At 60.9% G+C, this 21225-nt stretch carries 16 protein-coding genes and 1 pseudogene; 6 read left to right on the top strand and 11 right to left on the bottom strand.

Annotated features, from left to right (window positions below; all coding sequences use genetic code 11):
* Positions 1–85 precede the first annotated feature (85 nt).
* Positions 86–1906: a methyl-accepting chemotaxis protein gene (locus AC1DJO_RS02625; protein ID WP_477968876.1), complete on the bottom strand. Its 1821-nt coding sequence runs from the start codon at positions 1904–1906 to the stop codon at positions 86–88.
* A gap of 576 nt (positions 1907–2482) precedes the next feature.
* On the opposite strand from AC1DJO_RS02625, the gene AC1DJO_RS02620 reads away from it, so the two are divergent.
* Positions 2483–2869, top strand: a complete 387-nt coding sequence (locus AC1DJO_RS02620; RefSeq protein ID WP_112516033.1) for an acyl-CoA thioesterase — start codon at positions 2483–2485, stop codon at positions 2867–2869.
* An 11-nt stretch (positions 2870–2880) separates the two neighbouring features.
* Here the strand turns inward: AC1DJO_RS02620 and AC1DJO_RS02615 are convergent, their stop codons facing one another.
* From AC1DJO_RS02615 to AC1DJO_RS02605, 3 genes are all read right to left on the bottom strand, one after another.
* Positions 2881–4053: a DUF1501 domain-containing protein gene (locus tag AC1DJO_RS02615; protein WP_477968874.1), complete on the bottom strand. Its 1173-nt coding sequence runs from the start codon at positions 4051–4053 to the stop codon at positions 2881–2883.
* A gap of 11 nt (positions 4054–4064) precedes the next feature.
* Positions 4065–5576, bottom strand: coding sequence for a DUF1800 domain-containing protein (locus tag AC1DJO_RS02610; protein ID WP_477968872.1), 1512 nt, complete (start codon positions 5574–5576; stop codon positions 4065–4067).
* 80 nt (positions 5577–5656) lie between these two features.
* Entirely contained in the window at positions 5657–5893 is a 237-nt protein-coding gene (locus AC1DJO_RS02605) for a hypothetical protein (protein ID WP_477968870.1), read from the bottom strand.
* Positions 5894–6086: 193 nt separating this feature from the next.
* Here AC1DJO_RS02605 and AC1DJO_RS02600 point away from each other — a divergent pair, with 193 nt between their 5' ends.
* On the top strand, positions 6087–6308 hold the full coding sequence (locus AC1DJO_RS02600; RefSeq protein ID WP_112539343.1) for a hypothetical protein: 222 nt from the start codon (positions 6087–6089) through the stop codon (positions 6306–6308).
* 1 nt (position 6309) lies between these two features.
* On the opposite strand, the gene AC1DJO_RS02595 is transcribed toward AC1DJO_RS02600, so the two are convergent.
* Both AC1DJO_RS02595 and AC1DJO_RS02590 read right to left on the bottom strand, forming a co-directional pair.
* On the bottom strand, positions 6310–6774 hold the full coding sequence (locus AC1DJO_RS02595; RefSeq protein ID WP_112539345.1) for a phage regulatory CII family protein: 465 nt from the start codon (positions 6772–6774) through the stop codon (positions 6310–6312).
* 197 nt (positions 6775–6971) lie between these two features.
* Positions 6972–7325, bottom strand: a complete 354-nt coding sequence (locus AC1DJO_RS02590; RefSeq protein WP_112387466.1) for a DMT family protein — start codon at positions 7323–7325, stop codon at positions 6972–6974.
* Positions 7326–7547: 222 nt separating this feature from the next.
* Between AC1DJO_RS02590 and AC1DJO_RS02585 the strand changes: the two are divergent.
* Positions 7548–8803: pseudogene (locus AC1DJO_RS02585) on the top strand (MFS transporter).
* Positions 8804–9123: 320 nt separating this feature from the next.
* Here the strand turns inward: AC1DJO_RS02585 and AC1DJO_RS02580 are convergent.
* The gene (locus AC1DJO_RS02580; RefSeq protein WP_477968868.1) at positions 9124–10374 is read right to left on the bottom strand and encodes an MFS transporter; all 1251 of its coding nucleotides are present in this window, start codon (positions 10372–10374) and stop codon (positions 9124–9126) included.
* 173 nt (positions 10375–10547) lie between these two features.
* Entirely contained in the window at positions 10548–12548 is a 2001-nt protein-coding gene (locus AC1DJO_RS02575) for a putative bifunctional diguanylate cyclase/phosphodiesterase (RefSeq protein WP_477943121.1), read from the bottom strand.
* Between the two features lie 319 nt (positions 12549–12867).
* Here AC1DJO_RS02575 and AC1DJO_RS02570 point away from each other — a divergent pair, with 319 nt between their 5' ends.
* On the top strand, positions 12868–13911 hold the full coding sequence (locus AC1DJO_RS02570) for a class I SAM-dependent methyltransferase (protein ID WP_477968866.1): 1044 nt from the start codon (positions 12868–12870) through the stop codon (positions 13909–13911).
* A 150-nt stretch (positions 13912–14061) separates the two neighbouring features.
* Positions 14062–16950 (top strand): excinuclease ABC subunit UvrB, encoded by a 2889-nt coding sequence (gene uvrB, locus AC1DJO_RS02565; RefSeq protein WP_477968864.1) that lies wholly within the window; start codon positions 14062–14064, stop codon positions 16948–16950.
* 10 nt (positions 16951–16960) lie between these two features.
* Here uvrB and AC1DJO_RS02560 read toward each other — a convergent pair whose 3' ends face one another.
* Positions 16961–18613: an AIPR family protein gene (locus AC1DJO_RS02560; RefSeq protein WP_477968862.1), complete on the bottom strand. Its 1653-nt coding sequence runs from the start codon at positions 18611–18613 to the stop codon at positions 16961–16963.
* A 127-nt stretch (positions 18614–18740) separates the two neighbouring features.
* Positions 18741–19346, bottom strand: a complete 606-nt coding sequence (locus tag AC1DJO_RS02555; protein WP_112516125.1) for a J domain-containing protein — start codon at positions 19344–19346, stop codon at positions 18741–18743.
* 398 nt (positions 19347–19744) lie between these two features.
* Between AC1DJO_RS02555 and dusA the strand changes: the two genes are divergently transcribed.
* Complete coding sequence (gene dusA, locus AC1DJO_RS02550; protein WP_477968860.1) at positions 19745–20791, top strand: tRNA dihydrouridine(20/20a) synthase DusA; 1047 nt, start codon at positions 19745–19747, stop codon at positions 20789–20791.
* A gap of 75 nt (positions 20792–20866) precedes the next feature.
* Here the strand turns inward: dusA and AC1DJO_RS02545 are convergent, their stop codons facing one another.
* Positions 20867–21079 (bottom strand): cold-shock protein, encoded by a 213-nt coding sequence (locus AC1DJO_RS02545; RefSeq protein ID WP_007533154.1) that lies wholly within the window; start codon positions 21077–21079, stop codon positions 20867–20869.
* Between the last annotated feature and the right edge of the window lie 146 nt (positions 21080–21225).

Here is a 21225-nt window from a genome sequence, read left to right as displayed (position 1 = left end):
GAATTCCAATCAAATTTAAATAAAACTGGTGAAGGAAAGCTTACCCCTGGTGGAAAAGGCGGTTTCCCGCCTTTTCCGGATGCTCTCAGGCCGCCCGGTTATAGGCGCGCGGCGCCGCCGCCTGGCTCTGTCCGAGGCGGAAGTTGGAGAGCAGGGTGCGCAGCTGGTTGCTCTCGGCGGCCAGCGTTTGGCTGGCTGCGGTCGTCTCCTCGACCATCGCCGCATTCTGCTGCGTCATCTGATCCATGTGATTGACCGAAGTGTTGATCTCCTGCAGCCCGGTTGCCTGCTCGCGCGCCGCAGTGGCGATCGAATTCACGTGGTCATTGACCTTGTTGACCAGCGCCTCGATTTCCACCAGCGCATCGCCGGTCGAGCGAACCAGCGACACGCCGTTGCCGACTTCGGCAGCCGAATTGCTGATCAGCGTCTTGATCTCCTTGGCGGCGTTGGCCGAGCGCTGCGCCAGCTCGCGGACCTCCTGCGCAACGACGGCAAAGCCGCGGCCGGCCTCGCCCGCACGCGCCGCCTCGACACCGGCATTGAGCGCCAGAAGATTGGTCTGGAAGGCGATCTCGTCGATGACGCCGATGATCTGGCCGATACGGCTGGACGAATCCTCGATCCGGCTCATCGCCGCAACGGCATTGCGGACGATCTCGCCCGACTTGCCGGCGCTGGTCTTTGTCTCGGACACCATCTCGCGCGCTTCCGTCGCCCGCTCGGAGGCTGTGCGAACGGTCGCGGTGATCTCATCGAGCGCAGCCGCCGTTTCTTCCAGAGCGGCCGCTTGCTGCTCGGTACGCTTCGAAAGATTGTTGGTCGCTTCGCTGATATTGGCGGCGCTGTCGTTGACGATATGGCTCGATTCCGAAATCGCCTGGATGACGCTGCTGAGCGCACCGGCAGCCGCATTGAAGTCCGAACGCAGCTTGGCATATTCCTCGCCGAGATCGCCGACCGTAACCGTCAGATCGCCGGCCGCGAGCCGCTCCAGCCCCTGGCCGAGCGCCATCATCGCGTGGTTCTGGCGTTCGGCGGAGCTACGCATCCGCTGCTCGCTGCTGCGGCGCTCACCATCCAGCTCGCGCTGACGGGAATCCTCGCGTGATCGCATCTCGCTACGCTCGATCATCGAGTCCCGCAGGACAAGCAGCGCCTTGGCCATGTGGCCGATCTCGTCACGGCGTTCGCTGTCAACCACTGCGGCAGTGGAGTCGTCGGCAGCAATGGCATGCATCGCAGCACCGATCCGCGCAACCGGACCGGTAACACTGCGAACGATCGCATAGGCAATGAGCAGGGTGACGATAGCGCCCGCACCACAGAGCAGCGCGGCCCAGAGTGCGTTCTGGCGGTAAAGCGCGGCAAGGTCGTCGCCATAGACGCCGGTGCCGACAACCCAGCCCCAGGGCTCGAAGCCGGCGACATGCGAGTATTTCAGAACAGGCTGCTCGGCGCCCGGCTTGGGCCAGTAGTAATCGACGAAGCCCTGCCCATGCGCCTTGACCGTATTGACGAACTCGACGAACAGGAACTTGCCGTTCGGATCCTTGTTCTGCGACAGGTCGGTGCCATTGAGCTCCGGCTTGATCGGATGCATCACCATGTTGGGATGCATGTCGTTGATCCAGAAATAGCCGCTGTCGCCATAGCGCATGGAAGCGATGACGTCCTTGACCGCCGTCTGCGCCTGTTCGCGCGTCAGCGTGCCGTCCTGCTCCATCTTGTGGTATTTCTTCATGATATTGATGGCCGTCGCATCCATCTGCGCCAGACCGGCTTTCCGCTCAGCCTCAAGCTCCGAGTAGGAATAGTTCAGGAAGAACGCCATCACGCCGACGAAAATCGCCAGTGTAAGCCCGACAAGCCCGTACAGACGGGTCGAAATCTTTGTATTGCGCACGAAGTCCCCTCGCATTCACGCACTGATGATCGGCGCAAATTCTGCAGGGCATGTCTTACCGGCCAGTGAAGCATTATTAGCTCGACTTCACATAACGTAACGGAAACAACCTCCCTGAACCGCCACGCAAGAGATAAATATATGAATTCTATTATATTTAAGCTCAGCGAATTTTTTGCGGGCTACCAAGAATAAAAATTGCCCGGTCAGACATGGGAGACATGCGGAGCACTGTTCCAGCCGTGGGATCCCAAGATCTTACGATACCGCACCTCCCCCATTTTGAGTATTTCGCTCGCCATCCTAACGCGTCTTGGCGGACACGAAGGGATTGGGGCTCGCGTCTGGGGTCGCGAGCCCCTTTTAACCACGAGGGGGGAGCTCCCATGACGGAACGCGCAATCGGTTTTCTGGTAGCCGCCGAGCTTTCGGCGCTCTTCTGGGCCGCACTCTTCTTCACGCTCGGCCGTCTCTGACAAATCCCGCACGCCTCCCTGCATAACCACCGCATTGCCCTTGCCATCCGGCCGTCAAGCCTGCCATCTTCACCCTCCGTGACATGACAAGGACTTGACAATGAACGACAGCCCGAAGCCGAAAGGTGAACTGACGCTCCGCACGCTCGCCATGCCCGGCGACGCCAATCCGGCGGGGGATATTTTCGGCGGCTGGGTCATGGCGCAGATGGACTTGGCGAGCGGCATCCGCGCCGCCGAGCGCGCCCGCGGCCGCGTCGTCACCGCCGCCGTCAAGGAAATGGCCTTCGAACTGCCGGTCAAGATCGGCGATACGCTCTCCGTCTATACCGATATCGACCGCGTCGGCCGCACCTCGATCACCCTCTGTGTCGAGGCCTGGGCGCACCGATCGCGCTACAACAAGATGGAGAAAGTCACCGCCGGTACCTTCATCATGGTGGCGCTGGACGAGAACGGAGCGCCGAAGCCTGTCCCTGCCGAGTGACTTGGCTCTCATCAGGCTCGCAGGAACTGCGAGCCCTTGTCAAAACTCAACCCCGGAAAGATCTTCGCCGTCAGGTCTTCGGCAGTAACGTCGAACTGCCGGTAGAGCATCGCCGCGGCGATCTCCCGAACATCGGCCGTCGGCATCAGATCACGGTCGTCGAGCAATTGGGCATCGCCGATCCCCGGCCATTTGCCGAGGATACGGCCGCCGTAGATAGCTCCGCCCGCAAGCAGCGCGCAACCGCCCGTTCCATGATCCGTGCCGCCGGAACCATTCTGGCGAACGGTGCGGCCGAACTCGGTCATCGCAAGGACGACCGTCTTCGACCAGATGTCAGGGCCTAGCGTGGTTTTCAGTGTATTGATCGCTTCCGCCAGATCCTGAACCGGCCGCTTGAACTGCGCGGCTTGCCCGACATGCGTATCCCAGCCGGTGATCGAGAAACTGGCGATCCGATAGTCGCCCTTCAGCATGTTGCCGGCAAGTGCGGCGACATCGGCGATCTTCTCGCCTCGCTTGCCGTCGGGTTCGGCGATGATCGCCGCGCCATTGGCCCTGGTCGCCTCCTCCATCGCCTTCGCAAAGGCGGGGTCTCCGGCATAGAGCCGCATCAGAAACTGCATTTCGTCCTTGGCGGTGCCGAGATTGGAATCCGATGCCCACACATCGACATTGTTCGGACCTGAAAGGATCAGCTCCGTCGATGTGTTGACGTCGATCGCCTTGCGCGCATCCGAGCGCGGGATGACGGCAAGCGCCTTGTTGAGCCAGCCCGTCTTTTCTTCGGCCACATGTTCGCCGCCCGATTCCAGCATATCCTGGCCGTCGAAATGGCTGCGCTGGTCGCGATAGGGCGTCGAGACCGCATGAACGAATGCCAGCTCCTTCGATTTCCACAATGGCAGAAGATCCGCGCCCGCCGGATTAAGGCCGAAATGACCGTCGAGATCGATGAGCCCCTTGTCCGGAATTAGCGCCAGGGTCGGGCGAAGCATCGCAAAACCGGCCTCGCCATAAGGCTGGACCAGATCGAGGCCATCCATGGCGCCGCGCAGCACGATGGTGACGAACCTGTTGTCGCCCGGCATGGCGGCGAAGGTGACGGGCGTGAAAACCGGGGCAGCGGCGAGACAGCAGGCGGAGGCCAGAAAACCGCGGCGGGAAAGCAGAAACTCTGTCATGGCCGGTCTCCTTATCGGCGGTTGAATTCGGGTGAGGCAAGAACCAGCGTCAGCCCGCTGACCTTGCTCGGCGCCTGCGAAACAACGCGGATCGTCTCGTCGCGCGCCGCATCGCCAAGCGTTGCCTTGAGGAAGTCGCGAGGATCCCCGTCCCTCCCGAATTGCGCCGAAGCCCGCCGGGCCCACGCGAGCCGCTCGGCAAGCTGGCTTGCGGTGATCCAGGCGCCGAACGTCTCCTCGAAGCCTGCGGGGCTCGGCGGCAACCAGACCGGCTGGCCCATGCGGCGCAACGCACCCTGCCCCAAAGCTCTTGCGGTTTGAGACGCCTTGCGCCGCTTGACCGCCTCTTTACCGGCGGGATCGGCAGGCGCCATGGTCTTCATCGCATCCCCGCCAGCCATCGCCGCAGGCGGTGCGGCCATCGCAGTATTGGCATCGCCGTCATCATCCTGATTGGCTTCCATGAAGCTCCCGGCATTCAGCGCCCGCAGCCCGGCAACCACGAAATCGAAAGGCTGGCGCGCCTTCGAGCCCTCGTCGCGCCAGGCGGCCGGGTGGTCGAGCATCGCGCCATAGACAGCCGTCAGATCGCCGTCTGCGCGCTTCCAGACATCCGCCATCGCCGAGATCATTTCGGACGGCGGCTGATCGGAGATGAAATGGATGCAAAGCTTGCGGCAGATGTGCTCGGCCGTCTTCGGATGCGCCGCGAGGTCATCCAGCATCGCGAGGTAATCCTTGCGCGTTCGCCGTTCGCCGCCGTAGCCAATGCCAAGCACGCTATGCTGTCCGGGTTCGGACAGACGCGGACGAAAGACGGTATCTACATCGTCACGATCCACGGTAAGTCCAGTCAGCACCATGGCGGCGCCCCGCACGTCGGCTTGAGTATAGCCGCTGCCTGCGCCGAGCGTGTGGAGTTCCAGCAATTCGCGCCCGAGATTTTCGTTGAGGCCTTTCTTCTGCTGTATCCCGCCGGGCGAATCAGGCCCCTGCGACTGTGCCTGATCGAGATAGATCAACATCGCCGGATGCTCGGTCGCCGCCCGCAAGAGATCGCGGAACGAGCCGCCGAGATTCGGGCGGATCGCCTCGGCCTCATAGAGCGGCACGATCATCCGCATCGGCAGGCTCTTGTTGGCGCTGGTCGAGAAGTGGTTAGTCCAGAACGCCGCCAGCCGCTCGTAGAAGCCGTTGGGGGAAAGCACCGGCTGCATCAGCCGCTGATTGGCATCGCGCTGGAACCCGCGCTGCACCTGCCGTTGCAGCTCGCGGCGCCGGTCGCGGCGCTCGCCGTCGTCGCCGCCAGCATTGGCATCCTGACGCATCGCTTTCAGCTGATCCTGCAGCGCCGTCAGCCGCTGGCGGCATGCATCAGTGCCGCCGGCCGGAAAAGACGGCGGATTCTGCGCCCCGGTCTTCAGCTGGCCGAGAAGCGCCTGAATATCCTGCGGCCCAGACTCGCCGGGCCTGAAGCCGTAACCGAAACGGATAGCGGCCATCGTCTGAAATGACACGCTCATGGCCGATCACCTCACCATCACCTGATGGTGACAAGGTCTCAACCAAATGCGACTGCATTCAGGCAGATTGCAGACATGGACTATTTGTAATTATTGGGTTTTCGGCCCGCTGAACTGACAGACGCAGCAGCATGCTGCTCCAGCTCCTCGATCGGAATATACACGTCCGTCTCGCCTGCCTTATGATCGGGATGCGAGACCTTGGCGTCGATATCATCGGGCAGAGCCAGCGCCTGCTCCGTGTTCATGATGCCCATCGGCACCTTGCCTTCGGCGGTGGATACGACGACTTCGACGAGTGGTTTGTTCTTCTGCATTATTGATCTCCGGTTCTGGAAACCAACGCAGAACGCCTCCACCCGTTCCCCGCCGGCCGGTCACTCGATGTTACCGGCCGTCATGAGGCCACCACCTCCCCGTTGAAAAACGCCGCTCGTTTTGATGTCGCGGCTGTGTCCGGCGCGATAGGGGCTGCGCGTTTGAAACGCAGATCCAGCCAGCCGACAGTCGATGCCAGATCCCAATCCTCTCAGCGAATATATGCGCGTCGTGCGCACGCTTAACCTCTACAAGCTCCAGCTTCTTGCAATCGAGTCCAAGCTTCGCAAGGGCGGCACGCCGGCGCGCAAGAGTTTGCTGGAACAACGCCACGGCGACATTTCGGCCGAGATGGAAGTGCTGCGGGCAGAAGGCGATGACTGGCTGGACAAGCTCCGCCGCCGCGTCCGCTGAATCACGCCTCGGCGATCCGCAGTCGCAGGGTGGCAAGCGACCGCTCGGTCTCGCTGATCTCGTTGCGGACGAGCGCTTCCCGTCTGTGGTCCATTCCGCCTCCGGCGAGTGCAGCATCGACAAGCTCCAGGATGCCGGTTGCGTCGACAACCACCCGCGTCGCGATGCGCTGGAGGCCGATCGTCTCGGCCGGCTGGCCATCGTGGCCCGCGGCATCAGGCACTGGACGATCGGCAGCCACGAACCCCGTTTCCTTCAGCAGGCAATTGACGAGCCGCACATCCGGTACCGCCCGCACCAGGGCATTGATTTCGTCGGCAGAAAAGCAGGTCCGGTTGATCAGCCTTGAATGCAAGACGGCATAGGTCATGCCGAGCGCCGCGGCCACCGCCTCGATACCCGGCTTTTTCTCGACGACGAGGACGGTATAGGCGATATCTGCAAACTCGCGGCCGCGCTCTGCCATGGTCCACTCCCTCTATGGGTAAGAGTGTCCATGCAGCGAAAGACAATGGCAAGTGGCAACGTGCTGTTGAAAAGACGGCGCCGATTTGATGGAACTCGCATGCGCGGCCGGCTAGGCAACCGGCGCGCTGCGATCACCACCCCGGTCGCGGCGAAGGCCGCCCGTTCGCTTACGCCGCATCGCGGGCGGCCGCTTGCTCATCCGCGGAAGATGAAGGACGCGCCGAGCGCAATGAGCGCAAAGCCGATCGCGTGGTTCCAGGTCAGGTTCTCGCCGAGCCAGAAGATCGAGAAGCCGGCGAAAACGATCAGCGTGATCACCTCCTGCATCGTCTTCAGCTGCGCCGTCGAATAGACTTCCGAGCCCATCCGGTTGGCGGGAACGGCGAGGCAATATTCGAAGAAGGCAATGCCCCAGCTGGCAAGAATGGCCAGGAAAATGGCGCTGCTCTTGTGCTTCAGATGCCCGTACCAGGCAAAGGTCATGAAGATGTTGGAGGCAAAAAGCATGATGACCGGCCAGACGGCGGCGGGGCTCAGCGAAAACGGCATATGAGAATCCTTGGAAGGGTGACTGCTGGCGCCAGCATGTATCCCGAAATTCACGCTCTTCAAGCCCCGCGGAACCCATTGGGTGCATTTGAAGAAAATCGAAGCGGCCTGCCGCAGGCGCGGAACTTTTGATCCGGGCCGCCGTTCATGGCGAGCGCCGGAAGCGGCCCGCAAACCGCGGAGCCACCTTCAGGACACCACCGTCCTGAAGGAAGAGCAGAGATGCCATCGCCGCAACAATCCGCCCTCAGCCGCCGCTCGCTGGTCGCGCTGGCGACGCTCAACTTTTTTCTCGCTGACGCCCGCGACGGACTGGGGCCATTCCTCGACGGTTTCCTCGCCACGCATGGCTGGTCACCGATGACGCTCGGCATTGTCGCAACGCTCGGCGGCATCCTCGGGCTGATCGCCACGCCGTTGTTCGGCGCCTTGGTCGATGCCTCGCCACACAAACGGCTGCTGATCATCATCCCTGTCGTCCTGGTCACCGCAGCTGCGCTCTGGACGCTGGCCAGCCCCGGAAACGCGTCCGTCTTCGGCGGCCAGTCGGCAACCGCAATTGTTGGCGCTGTGATCGGCCCGGCGCTGATGGGCCTGACGCTTGGTCTCGTTGGCGAGGCAGCCTTTCCGGATCAGGTGGCGCGCAACGAATTCTGGAACCATGCCGGCAATGTTGTCTCTCTGGCCGGGGTCTATCTCGCCACTCTGCTTTTCGGGCTCAACGGCATTATCTGGCTAATGATCGCGACGGCCATCGCCACGATCGGCGCCACGCTGGCGATCGATCCGCGCAGTATCGACAACGCCGTCGCGCGCGGTCTGGCCCACGACGACGGCACGCCAGGCCCGTCGGGCTATTCGATCATCGCCAGCTCGCGCGGCCTCATCCGCTTGCTGTAACGCTCCTGATCTTCCATTTCGGCAATGCGCCGATGAGCCGCCTGATCGCCCAGGATTTCTCGATCCAGCTCGGCACACCCTTCCGCACGACGGCAATCGTCACCGGCGTCTCTCAACTGTCGATGATCGCCATGGCGCTGGCCGCACCTTTCCTGATCCGCCGCTTCGGCCTCGCGCTCGTCTTCATCATAGCGCTCTGCGCCCTGCCGCTGCGCGGCGCCATCGCCGGAAGCTTCGGCAATTTCGCAGCCATCTATCCGGTGCAGTTCCTCGACGGCGTCGGCGCCGGACTGATCGGCATCGCCACGCCGCTTGCCGCCGAGCGCATCCTCTCCGGCACCGGGCGCTTCAACGCCGGCCTCGCCGCCGTCATGACGGTCCAGGGTATCGGCGCATCCCTCAGCAATATCGTTGCCGGCTGGTTGACCAAGGAAGGCGGCTATGCGCTCGCCTACTGGGTCCACGGCGCCGCAGCTATCGCAGCCATCGGGGTGTTCTGGTATGGGCGGCGGGCGATCGTGCCAGAGCGCCCGAAGGCCCAGACACCCGCGCCGGCCGCTACCACCGCAGCCCTCTAGATTGCCGCATCTGATTGTACTCAACTCGTTTCAAATGACCCAGCGGCTTCGCAATCGAAAAAGCGCCGGCGTCGTCTCGTACGCCGCATTGGAAACGGTGCAAAAATCGAGATGCCGGCTGGTCTGCAAGAATTCATTGGGAAAGGTAACGGCGAAATTTATCGCCTTCATGATACCGGCCATCGTGTAAACCGGATCATAAAAAGTCGCAGTGGAACGCAATACCTGACCACCGCAGGGGAAGATTAGAAGACGCTGGTTAAGAAAAGACTACAGTCGGCGAAGATCGGCGGCGGACGGCTCGCGTCCGCCGCAGTTACTCAGGCCCGGAATGCGCCTTCTGGCGTCTCGGCCTTCGCCGCGCCAAAGCGCACATCCTTTTTCTCGTACCCGAAGCCCGCAAGCAGCGCGACGACGGCGGCGACAATCGCCGCGACGACGAGCAGCGCTGTGGCATAGTCGCCGTTCCAATGGGCAGCCAGCCCCGCCTGCATCGTCGCATTGCCCGAGGCCAGCAGATTGCCGAGCTGGTAGGCAAAGCCGGGGAATGTGCCGCGCACTTCGTCTGGCGACAGTTCGTTGAGATGCACAGGCACGATGCCCCAGGCGCCCTGCACGAAGAACTGCATCAGGAACGCGCCAATCGCCAGCAGCACTGGCCCGGGCGCGTAGACCCATAGGGGTGCCACGGGGATCGCCAGCAGCGCCGCGATAACGATCGCCTTCTTGCGGCCGATCCGCTGCGACAGCGCACCGAAGAACAATCCGCCGCAGATCGCCCCGATATTGTAGACGATGGCGATCGCCCCGGTCGTGTAGCTGTCATAGCCGCGCTGGGTTTCCATGAAGGTCGGATAGATATCCTGCGTGCCATGGCTGAGGAAATTGAACGCAGTCATCAGCAGCACAGACCAGATGAACAGCGGCACGTTTTCACGCAGGATCGTCAGGAACGGCCTGCGCCCTTCCCGCTGCCTTCGAAGAAAGGCCGGGCTCTCCTCGACGTTACGGCGGATATAGAGCACCAGCAGTGCCGGCAGCGCGCCGACGAAGAACATGCCGCGCCAGCCGATGACCGGAAATAGCAGGAAGAAGACGATCGACGCCAGAAGATAGCCGGAAGGATAGCCTGCCTGCAGGATACCCGAAACGATCCCACGGGATTCGTCTGGCACCGTTTCCATGACGAGCGAGGCGCCGACGCCCCATTCCCCGCCCATGGCGATGCCGTACAGCGCCCGAAGGATCAGGAACATCGTGAGCCCGGTCGAAAAGCCGGTCAGGAACTCGAAGATCGAATAGAGCAGCACATCCGCCATCAGGGTGACGCGGCGGCCGAAACGGTCTGCCGCCAGCCCGAAGACCAGAGCACCAACCGCGCGCATCGCCAGCGTCAGGAAGATTGCCGCCGAGACGGCCGGAACGTCGGTGTGAAATTCTTCGGCAATGTGTTTGAGAACGAAGACGAGAATGAAGAAATCGGAGGCATCGAGGGTCCAGCCGAGATAGCTGGCGATCAGCGTATTGCGCTGCTGCGGTGTAAGTGCACGCAGACTTGCCAATGCGGACATCTGTTGTCCTCCATCCGAAAACGGCGGCGAGGCGGGGCAATTCCGGATGCCGTCGGAAAGAGTGCCCTGGAAGCGGGCGGGAGCGCTGTTTGAAGACAGCGGATCACAACGTCAGCGCTGCTGACATTGTTCCCCCAAGCTGACTGCGGCATTTTGGCAGGCCTCGGAAGGCTTTAGCGGCCGGCTGGCCGGGATGCGACGAGCGCCGGACGGCTCGGCTTTGCGGGCGTGGAATCGATTGCCTGAACCGGCGCCGGGCGGCCGAGATGATAGCCCTGCGCATAGTCGATCCTGAGCTGGCGCAACAGCGACAGCTGATCCGCCGTCTCCACGCCTTCAACGAGGATCTTCGGTCCACGGTTGCGGATCAGCCCGACGATGTCTTCGAGCATCGCCTTGCCGCGCGGCGTGGCGCTGCCATGCAGGAACGAGCGGTCGATCTTGACGGTGTCGAAATCGATGAGGCGCAGCCAGGAGAGGCCGGCAAAACCGGTGCCGAAATCGTCGAGCCAGATCTTGATGCCCAGCGTCTTCAGATCGCTGATGCACTTCAGGACGTCGGCATGCATTTCCATTTCCTGGCCTTCGGTGATTTCGAAGGCAAGGCGGTTACCGGCAACGCCGGTCTCATAGAGCACGGCCGCAACGCTGGCAGCAAAGCCCGGCATACGCAGCTGGATCGGAGAAACATTGACGCTGGCGATCTGTGCCAGATTCGGCGCCAAAACCTCGCGGCAAGCCGTCTGGATGACCCAGCGGCCAAGCTCGAGAATCATGCCGGTGCGCTCGGCAATCGGGATGAACAGACTCGGCGGTATCGAGCTGCCATCCAGCGTCTTCAAACGCATCAGCGCTTCGACCGCATCGCGGCGGCCGGTGCGGATATCCTCAATCGGCTGGTAGACCAGCGAAAGCAGATCCTGCGCCACGGCAATCCGCAGCAGGGCCGCGATATTCTCGCTCTCGTCGCTGCTGAACGGATCGTTCGGATCGAACAGGCGGGCGCAGTTGCGACCAGCAGCCTTGGCACTGTAGAGCGCCCGGTCGGCCTCGTGGATGATCTTTTCAAGCTTGCCGCTCTGATCACGCGTATAGGCCGCGCCGACGCTGACGGTAACGATCGAGGTGCCATCACGGCGCTCCTCGTGGATCAGCCCCATCTGCTCGACAGTATCGCGAATGCATTCGGCCAGATCGGTAACGCGCGCGACCTCGTCGAACTGCGCCAGCACGATGAATTCCTCGCCGCCGTAACGGCCGATCGACGCGCCATAGGGCTCGATCGCGTCCTTGATCGTACGCGCAACATGAATGAGGCAGCGGTCGCCTTCCTGGTGACCGTAGCCGTCATTGAACTTCTTGAAGAAATCGACATCGACGAGGATGGCGGTGAAGCCGACGCCCTTGCGCTGCCATTCCTTCCAGTAGTCGCGCAGCCGCTGATCGACGGCCCGGCGGTTTTCGAGACCGGTCAGATAGTCGGTGTTCGACATGCGAAGCAGCGCCTCGCCGCGATCCGTCGCTTCTTTCTGCTGCATCCTGGCTTCAAGCGCATTGAGGAAGACGTGATAGCGCTCGTGGTTCAGCTTCCAGTTCACATAGGAGGTGAAGACGAAGCACGACACGTAAAACATGCCGAAGGCCATGGCGTAGACGCTCGTCGGCCAGAAGAATACCAGCGAGATCAGGAAGGTCACCAGCACAGCGCTGGAGGCCAGAACCGAAAGGCCGAACCGGAAATTGAAGAACTGGTTGGCGCCCATCATGAAGATGGCGCCGAAGATCATGTAATAGGAAAGGCTGTCGGCGTGGACGGTGCGCACGGCCGGAAAGCACCAGATCGCGAAGCCCAGCACCAGCGCCAGCGCACTGGTGCGGTCGAGCCACTGGATGCTTTTCTTCAGATAGACTTCTGCTTCCAGGAACAGCAGCGCGAAGCTGCCGACGCTGACGCGGGCCAGAATCGTGAAGGCGGCAACATCGGGGATCAGCAGCAGGTCGGTGGCGGAAAACAGGATATAGACGATAACAGCGATCCACAGCCCCTGCCGTGTCGCCATCTTTCGTTCAGCTTCCCCCTCGATGCGATAGAGATCCCGCAGTTCGCCCGGCGTCGGCCGCAGCAACTTCGGTTCAAGATCGATCTCTGCCGCATAGGCAATTTCGTGCTTCATGCACTGTTCCACCGCTCCGTACTACGCTTCGCCAGAGCTCTCCGCTGATACTCTGGGCGGAATTGACTGACGCATTCGTGCGGTTCGCTTAGCCCCTTCTGATGAGGAAGCCACGGCAACACCGGCAATCTAATACCACCAAAATACAGGGGCTCGATTAAAGCTTGCTAAATGAGCGGCAGACCGGCGCCGTTAATCATGTTTATGGATTTCAATGGTTAATGAAAAGTTTCTCGCTAATATACAATTCAAGGTAACGCCCAAAACGGTACAGGTGTGACCCGGTAATATAACCCCAATTGATTAGAGGACGTATCGCGTGACCCAGCCCAAGATGGATTTCGACGGCCATAGCCTTATTACGCCCAAAGCCATAGCGACCGAGCTCGAAGCGCCGAAGAGCGACCGATTCGAAGAGCATCTGGCCATCAGCAAGGGTGAAGTCGCCCTGCTGCTCGAACTGGCCCGCCAGCAGTTTGCCAAATCCGAAGACCCGACGAAGATTATCGATCGCGTCACGATCTCGCTGCATGAGATGCGCGCCCGCATTCATCCGCGCGTCTGGCAGGAACTGGTGCCGCTGATCCAGAATCACGCCGTCACCAGCTATTTCCTTGAGGACCCGCTGACCAAGTGGTCCTGGGACAAGCCGCGCGGCTATTCGGGCGATGCTACCCTGCTCGACTTCATCTACCGCCACGAAAGCGTGATGGATAGGGTCGCGGCCGCCTCCGATCTCGGCAAGGCGCTGTTCGAATATACCAGCACCGCGCCCTCCTCGCAGGCCAACTGGGACCGCCGCGACATCCTCGCCCGCCAGGTCGACGAAGTTGCCGCCGAACGCGGCCCGGGCACGGAAGTGCTCAGCGTCGCCGCCGGTCACCTGCGCGAAGCCGCCTATTCCGAAGCGATGAAGCAGAAGGCGCTGAAGCGCTGGGTCGCTCTCGACCAGGATCCGATCAGCATCGGCACCATCGCCCGCGATTTTCAGGGCACGGCCGTCGAAGCGATCGATGGTTCGGTGCGCGAACTGCTGATGCGCCGCTCCAACCCCGGCACTTTCGACCTCGTCTATGCCTCCGGCCTCTACGACTATCTGGTCGATCGCGTTGCCATCAAGCTGACGCAGCGTTGCCTGGAGATGGTCAAGCCGGGCGGGACCTTCCTGTTCGCCAACTATTCCTACCCGATCCTCGTCGACGGCTACATCGAGACCTTCATGAACTGGGCACTGCTGCTCCGTTCGGAAGCCGACATGTGGAAGATCATCCACGAGGCGACGGCGGGCCAGGATTGCGAATCCAAGGTCTTCTTCGGCAAGAACCGCAACATCGTCTACGGCGTCATCAAGAAGCGCGGCTGAGACATCTGACAAGCATGACAAAGCCGGCCGGGGCGACCCGGCCGGCTTTCCGTTTGGCGCCATTATTCGCCGAATCCGAACGATTCATTCGTTTCCCTTTTGTACCCTTTGCCTCTTCACTTTCGCGCTGACTCTCTCCATATTCCGGCCATGGCAAAACCGACGAAGAAATCCCCCGCCCCGAATGGTTTCGAGGAAGCTCCCCAGTCGTCTTTCGAAGGCGCCCCGCTCGAGGGTTCCGTCGCCGATTGGGTGAAGCAGCTGGAGGCCGATGCGGAAGCATCCTCCGTCGAGACGCAGCGCCAGATCGCCTCGAAAGCCGGCAAGCACCGCAAGAAGGTGGAGATCGCCGCGTCGAAATCCGCCCGCGGCACGTCAATGGGCGGCTCCACCGACCCGAAGACCCGCGCCGCCGCCGGTCTCAATCCCGTCGCCGGCATGGATACGACGCTGGAAGAGGCCGCCTCGCTGCAGGCAGGCACCGCCGTGACCGCCACCGTCGAGGCGCTGTCGGCGCTGATCGAGTCAGGCAATCCGCTGCACAAGAACGGCAAGATCTGGACGCCGCACCGCCCCGCAAGACCCGACAAGTCGGAAGGCGGCATCACCATCCGCATGGACTCCGAATACAGCCCCGCCGGCGACCAGCCGACGGCGATCCGCGACCTCGTCGAAGGCCTGGAGAATGGCGACCGCAGCCAGGTGCTGCTCGGCGTCACCGGCTCGGGCAAGACCTTCACCATGGCCAAGGTGATCGAGGCGACGCAGCGCCCCGCCGTCATCCTGGCGCCGAACAAGACGCTGGCCGCCCAGCTCTATTCCGAATTCAAGAACTTCTTCCCGGATAACGCGGTCGAATATTTCGTCTCCTACTACGACTATTACCAGCCGGAGGCCTACGTCCCGCGCTCCGACACCTATATCGAGAAGGAATCGTCGATCAACGAGCAGATCGACCGCATGCGCCACTCGGCGACGCGCTCGCTGCTCGAGCGCGACGACTGCATCATCGTCGCCTCGGTTTCCTGCATCTACGGTATCGGCTCGGTCGAGACCTATACGGCGATGACCTTCCAGATGGCGGTCGGCGACCGCCTGGATCAGCGCCAGCTGCTCGCCGACCTCGTCGCCCAGCAATACAAGCGCCGCGACATGGATTTTGTCAGAGGCTCGTTCCGCGTCCGCGGCGACACGATCGAAATCTTCCCTGCCCACCTGGAAGACGCGGCCTGGCGCATCTCGATGTTCGGCGACGAGATCGACGCCATCACCGAGTTCGACCCGCTGACCGGCGCCAAGACCGGCGACCTGAAATCGGTGAAGATCTACGCCAACTCGCACTATGTCACCCCGCGCCCGACGCTGAACGGGGCCATCAAGTCGATCAAGGAGGAGCTGAAGCTCCGCCTCGCCGAGCTCGAAAAGGCCGGCCGCCTGCTGGAGGCCCAGCGCCTGGAGCAGCGCACCCGCTACGATATCGAGATGCTGGAGGCCACCGGCTCCTGCCAGGGCATCGAGAATTATTCGCGCTATCTGACCGGCCGCGACCCCGGCGATCCGCCGCCGACGCTGTTCGAATATATCCCCGATAACGCCATCGTCTTCATCGACGAGAGCCACGTCACCGTGCCGCAGATCGGCGGCATGTACCGGGGCGACTTCCGGCGCAAGGCGACGCTGGCCGAATACGGCTTCCGCCTGCCCTCCTGCATGGACAATCGCCCACTGCGCTTCGAGGAATGGGACGCGATGCGCCCCGACACGATCGCCGTCTCGGCGACCCCGGGCGGCTGGGAAATGGAACAGTCCGGCGGCGTCTTCGCCGAACAGGTGATCCGCCCGACCGGCCTGATCGATCCGCCCGTCGAAGTCCGCTCCGCCCGCTCCCAGGTGGACGACGTGCTCGGCGAAATCCGCGAGACCGCCGCCAAGGGCTACCGCACGCTCTGCACCGTGCTCACCAAGCGCATGGCCGAGGACCTGACCGAGTATCTGCATGAACAGGGCGTGCGCGTCCGCTACATGCACTCCGATATCGACACGCTCGAACGCATCGAGATCATCCGCGATCTGCGCCTCGGCGCCTTCGACGTGCTGGTCGGCATCAACCTCCTGCGCGAAGGCCTCGACATTCCCGAATGCGGCTTCGTCGCCATCCTCGACGCCGACAAGGAAGGCTTCCTGCGCTCTGAGACTTCGCTGGTGCAGACCATCGGCCGTGCCGCGCGTAACGTCGACGGCAAGGTCATCCTCTATGCCGACAACATCACCGGCTCGATGAAGCGGGCGATGGAGGAAACCACCCGCCGCCGCGAAAAGCAGATGGCCTACAATGCGGAACACGGCATCACCCCTGAATCGGTGAAGGCGAAGATTTCCGACATTCTCGACAGCGTCTACGAGCGCGACCACGTCCGCGCCGACATTTCAGGCGTCAACGGCAAGGGCTTCGCCGATGGCGGCAACCTCGTCGGCAACAACCTGCAGGCCCATCTCAACGCGCTGGAAAAAAGCATGCGCGACGCCGCCGCCGACCTCGACTTCGAAAAGGCCGCCCGCCTGCGCGACGAAATCAAACGCCTCAAGGCCGCCGAACTCGCCGTCATGGACGACCCGATGGCCCGCGAGGAAGCCAAGTCGATGGAGGCCGGCAAGCGGGATGCTGCGAGGCTGCGGTCTACGGCGTCAAAGCCCGAAAGTGGAGCGAGCGGCGGCCCCCAGCCAATCTCCCCACCTGTGGGGGAGATGGCCGGCAGGCCAGAGGGGGGCGATCTTGCTCCAACTTCCCTCTTCCGCCGCAACGACCTCGACGAAATGACCGTCGGCCGCACCGAGAAACCGGTCAGCGGCAAGCTGCCGGAAAAGCCGGATGCATCAAAGAGCACCAAGCGCTTCTCGCCCCTGCTTGAGGGGCAAGCGGAGCGCGACGACGTCCGCCCGCTGGTGCGCGGAAAGACGGGTGTCGGGAGCTATGAGGATCCGGGCGAGCAGAAGCGGAAGAGCCGCACGAAGGGGAAGACCGGGCGGCCGGGGCGGTGAAACTACTTTTTCAAAATTCGAACTGAAGTTGGCCTATTCCGAGTTCTTTCATAATAAGCTCTTTAGTTTTTCCAGACCTGAATATTCTATAGAAAGATTGAGACTTATACTTTTCTGCTATCTGAGACATGACACTTCTCGCGCGTTCAAAGTAACTTTCAAACTCAGAAACAGCGGGTACAATTTCGGAATCGTCTACCATAAGCGATATGCAATACATGATATACCATTGCGTATAGGCGATGAATTCCTTATTACTTTCGAAATTTTCTTGCTTGCGTATACCTATTAGCTCGGTTTCTCTGACTGAGTTAACAAACAAATAAAGTCTCGCCAATTTCACAAGATAGTCGCCATTCAATTTCTCAGAGAAGATCTGGCTATACATAGAGCCAAAGATCTCATCGGATGCTGTCTTAGCCAGATGAGGCTCGTGGAGCCGATATGCCAAAATTGCCTGACCAAGCTTCAATGAGTCAATACGATCCCGCTCATCACCGCTTTCAAATTGATTTTTCTTTCGCTCATAAAGTAGGTCGTTGTCCTCGAAAACTGCGGCTATTTTCTTCTGAATTGGATCATTCGCCTTTAGATCCCTAGGCGCGATTCTTGCTTGGCTGTTCGTAGCAATGGCAATGTGCTCTGAGATGTCAGCACGACTTGAAGCGAAGATTTTCACGAGCAAGACTACTTCAGAGACTTTATCAGGGTCTCGCTTATACGCTTCCAGCAAAGAGTAAGACGTTTGAGCGCCATTGACGATCTGGAAATCAGTGAGAAGTATTTTGGAACCCCTGACCTTCTGATGGGTGAAATCTTTTGCGATTACAGTGATGCCGTTATTCAGATACCAAAATAAATGGTTCTCTTCGGAAAGAGCACTTTGATGTATCTGACGATTGTAGCCGCCATCTAGACCCAGAAATCCGCGAATATTCTCGTCAAATAGGTGCCTCTTTATATAGCCTGACTCGCTTGAGATCATTCTGATGTAGGAGCCAGCATCTACGTTTGCCACCAGACCACGGATGTCGCAGTCCGCGCGCTCATATTTCTGAACATCAACCGTATCTAAGACTCCGTTTTCCCTCACCCTTCCGTCAGTGGAAATTAGACTAATGATACTCTCGTAGGACAGCTCCTCGACCGACACGAAATCATATTGCGTGCAGAATGAATCCATTCGATCTCGCTCGTGGGAAACCAATGGAAGCGCATTCGAGACGAGAAAGATCTGGATTTGAATAATCTTTCCCATATCTATGAGGCGCCAAACGTCTACGATTTTCTCCCGCAACAGAGGATTCACAGATTCAAGCAAACCAGGAGAGCGATCAGCAACATCCCGTATCAACGAAATAAGTTTATCTATTTCACTACCGGGAAAATTCTTCTTCGCATTGCGAATGGTAGATGCATACTTGCATTGAACGATACTAACCTGAACGGAATTCCCAATTTCTTGAATATAGACGGCGTCAGCGCCGCGATCATTGCCACCGTCGGTTATAAGCGACGATACTTCTTCTGCAGAACGGGGAAAAAGGGCATCGAGAGCCAAATGAAGAAAGGCTGTTGAACGGTCATCTAACCCAATTTTATCGGCAGCTTTCTTTACTTTACTTTCAATAAGAGAAAATTCTAGATCAGTTATCTGTCGCATAAACGTGCCATAGAATTGAAATCAACCAAGAATAGATCGATTCCATCAACGCACAACTGGTTTTGCTATTGCCGCGATATTTATCGACAGGGAATTTCGCTAGCTGGCCAAAGTTGAGCCGCGCAAGCTACTCCGCAGCCTCCCCCCTTCTCACCACTTGCGGCTCGCTCTCCCGCTCCGCCACCATCACCAACGCCTCCAGCTCATAACTATACCCCTCGAGCATCTGATACGCATGTTCGATCGCCTCGATCTGGCCCTGCGCCTTCTGGATGGCGTCGGTGATCGACTGGCTGCGGGCGCGCAGCATGGAGCCGAGGACGTCGGTTTCGGGGCGGCGACCGAGGCGGTCGATGTGCTGGCGGACGCGGTTGCGGTGGCGCTCCAGTTCCAGGATGTGGAAGCGGTTCTTGACGATGTCGTCGGAGAGTTTGCGGCGGATGGCGGCGACGGGGTCGAAGCTGCCGGGCTCGCGCTCATCGAGGATGATGTCGTTGACCAGCTTTTCCAGCATCAGCACCCCCTCGAGATCCTTGGGATCGGCAAGCTGCGGGTCGTAGCCGGTATCGTCATAGACGCGGCGGCGCACCGGGTCCTTCAGGAGATCGTAGGCGGCCTGCAGCTTGCCGAAATGCTCGGCATCGCCGCCGGAATCGGGATGCGCGGTCTTGGCGGCCTTGCGCCAGGCGCTGCGGATCGCAGGCTCTCCGGCATCGCGGTCAATTCCGAGCATAACATAGGGATCGATCAAACCGCCCACCTGTCCTTCCGCATTCGCATTCCTGTCTCCGGCACCCGTCGAAATCAGCCCGGCGCCGGCCGCCGCGAGGCCGCATTTGCGCCGAAAGCGGCACGCGCGAAAGCGCCTGCCTCTGACCTACGCCCTCACCCTGATTGCATCAAGTCCCGGCATCCGGCACCCACATTATTCCGCCGGTCGGGACGAAATTGTGAACGGCGGGCGATTTTCACAGCCTAAACGCCGCCCCGCATCCGGATTTTGCCGCTCGCCATGCCGGGATTTGTTCTGTATAGGACCTCGTCCCCGGCGGTTGCGCATCGCGCGCCGTATTCCCATCTCTGATGGGCCATTTGATGGCGGGACCACAGCGAAAACAGGATCGGGACGGCATGACGGCGCAGGGCGGCGGCACATTGGTGACGGAAGGCAAGGCTCATTATGCGAATGGGCCGGTGTTCTCCGTGGCACCCATGATCGATTGGACCGATCGTCATTGCCGCTATTTTCACCGCCAGATCAGCCGTAACGCTCTGCTCTATACCGAAATGGTGGTGGCCGATGCGATCATCCATGGCCCGCGCGAGCGGCTGCTGTCCTTCGACACGGCGGAACATCCGGTGGCGCTGCAACTCGGCGGCTCCGATCCGGCCAAGCTTGCCGAGGCCGTGAGGATCGCCGCGCCCTATGGCTATGACGAGATCAATCTGAATGTCGGCTGTCCCTCCGACCGCGTGCAGTCAGGCACCTTCGGCGCCTGCCTGATGCTGACGCCCGAGGTGGTGGCCGATTGCGTGCGTGCCATGAAGGCGGTGTCGGCGGTGCCCGTGACCGTGAAATGCCGCATCGGCGTCGACGACCAGGAGCCCGAGGCCGCCCTGCCCGATCTGATCACCCGCGTGCTCGATGCCGGCGCCGACGCAATCTGGATCCATGCCCGCAAGGCCTGGCTGAAAGGTCTGAGCCCGAAGGAAAACCGCGAGATCCCGCCGCTCGATTACGAGATGGTCTATCGCATGAAGCAGCGCTGGCCCGATGTCTTCATCGGCATCAACGGCGGCATCCACACGCTGGATGAGGCTGAGGCGCATCTCGGGCATGTCGATGGCGTCATGCTCGGCCGCGCCGCCTATCAGAATGCCGCCATTCTCGCTGACGTCGACCAGCGCTTCTATGGCGCCCCGGCCCGTGAGATGGATTGGGATCACCTGCGCGACCGGATGATGGCCTATGCGCAGGCGCATATCGACAATGGCGGCCGCGTCCAGCATATCGCCCGCCACATGGTCGGCCTGTTCACCGGCCTGCCCGGCGCCCGGCGCTACCGGCAGATCCTGTCGACCGATGCCACCAAGCCGGGCGCCGGTCCGGAGGTGATTGCCGCCGCTTTCGCAGCGGTCGATTTCAGCGCCGCACCGGCCGAAGCGCTGAGCGCCTGATCGCAGCATTGCGCACAAACGAAAAACGGCGCCCGAAGGCGCCGTTCTCATCCCTGCCGGATGGCAGAAACTGAATTAGTTGGCCGAGATGTTGACGGCCTTCGGGCCCTTGCCCATGCGATCCGGCTCGGTGTCGAACGTGACCTGCTGGCCTTCGCGCAGCGACTGGATGCCCGAAGCCTGGAGAGCGGAGATGTGGACGAATACGTCCTTAGCGCCGCCTTCCGGAGTGATGAAACCAAAACCCTTGTCCTGGTTGAAGAATTTTACGGTGCCCTTGGTGGCCATGTGGGATAGTCCTTTTCCCTTAGTCTTGTCTTAGTATCCGCCCCCTCGAGAGGAAGCGGACGGCTTTAGCTTTCGTCCCGCGAACCGGGCGCGAAGGGTCAGTCGGAGAAGTCACGTACGGGGAAAGAACGTCTACGAAGCGGTTT

The sequence above is a fragment of the Rhizobium sp. 05N430 genome (genome assembly GCF_056396985.1).
This window is presented reverse-complemented; position numbering and strand designations above follow the sequence as displayed.

Bases quoted from the DNA above. Each gene is read 5' to 3' on its own strand.
- AC1DJO_RS02620 (WP_112516033.1), top strand. From the start codon at position 2,483: ATGAACGACAGCCCGAAGCCGAAAGGTGAACTGACGCTCCGCACGCTC.
- AC1DJO_RS02615 (WP_477968874.1), bottom strand. From the start codon at position 4,053: ATGACAGAGTTTCTGCTTTCCCGCCGCGGTTTTCTGGCCTCCGCCTGC.
- AC1DJO_RS02610 (WP_477968872.1), bottom strand. From the start codon at position 5,576: ATGAGCGTGTCATTTCAGACGATGGCCGCTATCCGTTTCGGTTACGGC.
- AC1DJO_RS02605 (WP_477968870.1), bottom strand. From the start codon at position 5,893: ATGCAGAAGAACAAACCACTCGTCGAAGTCGTCGTATCCACCGCCGAA.
- AC1DJO_RS02600 (WP_112539343.1), top strand. From the start codon at position 6,087: ATGCCAGATCCCAATCCTCTCAGCGAATATATGCGCGTCGTGCGCACG.
- AC1DJO_RS02595 (WP_112539345.1), bottom strand. From the start codon at position 6,774: ATGGCAGAGCGCGGCCGCGAGTTTGCAGATATCGCCTATACCGTCCTC.
- AC1DJO_RS02590 (WP_112387466.1), bottom strand. From the start codon at position 7,325: ATGCCGTTTTCGCTGAGCCCCGCCGCCGTCTGGCCGGTCATCATGCTT.
- AC1DJO_RS02580 (WP_477968868.1), bottom strand. From the start codon at position 10,374: ATGTCCGCATTGGCAAGTCTGCGTGCACTTACACCGCAGCAGCGCAAT.
- AC1DJO_RS02575 (WP_477943121.1), bottom strand. From the start codon at position 12,548: ATGAAGCACGAAATTGCCTATGCGGCAGAGATCGATCTTGAACCGAAG.
- uvrB (WP_477968864.1), top strand. From the start codon at position 14,062: ATGGCAAAACCGACGAAGAAATCCCCCGCCCCGAATGGTTTCGAGGAA.
- AC1DJO_RS02560 (WP_477968862.1), bottom strand. From the start codon at position 18,613: ATGCGACAGATAACTGATCTAGAATTTTCTCTTATTGAAAGTAAAGTA.
- AC1DJO_RS02555 (WP_112516125.1), bottom strand. From the start codon at position 19,346: ATGCTCGGAATTGACCGCGATGCCGGAGAGCCTGCGATCCGCAGCGCC.
- dusA (WP_477968860.1), top strand. From the start codon at position 19,745: ATGACGGCGCAGGGCGGCGGCACATTGGTGACGGAAGGCAAGGCTCAT.
- AC1DJO_RS02545 (WP_007533154.1), bottom strand. From the start codon at position 21,079: ATGGCCACCAAGGGCACCGTAAAATTCTTCAACCAGGACAAGGGTTTT.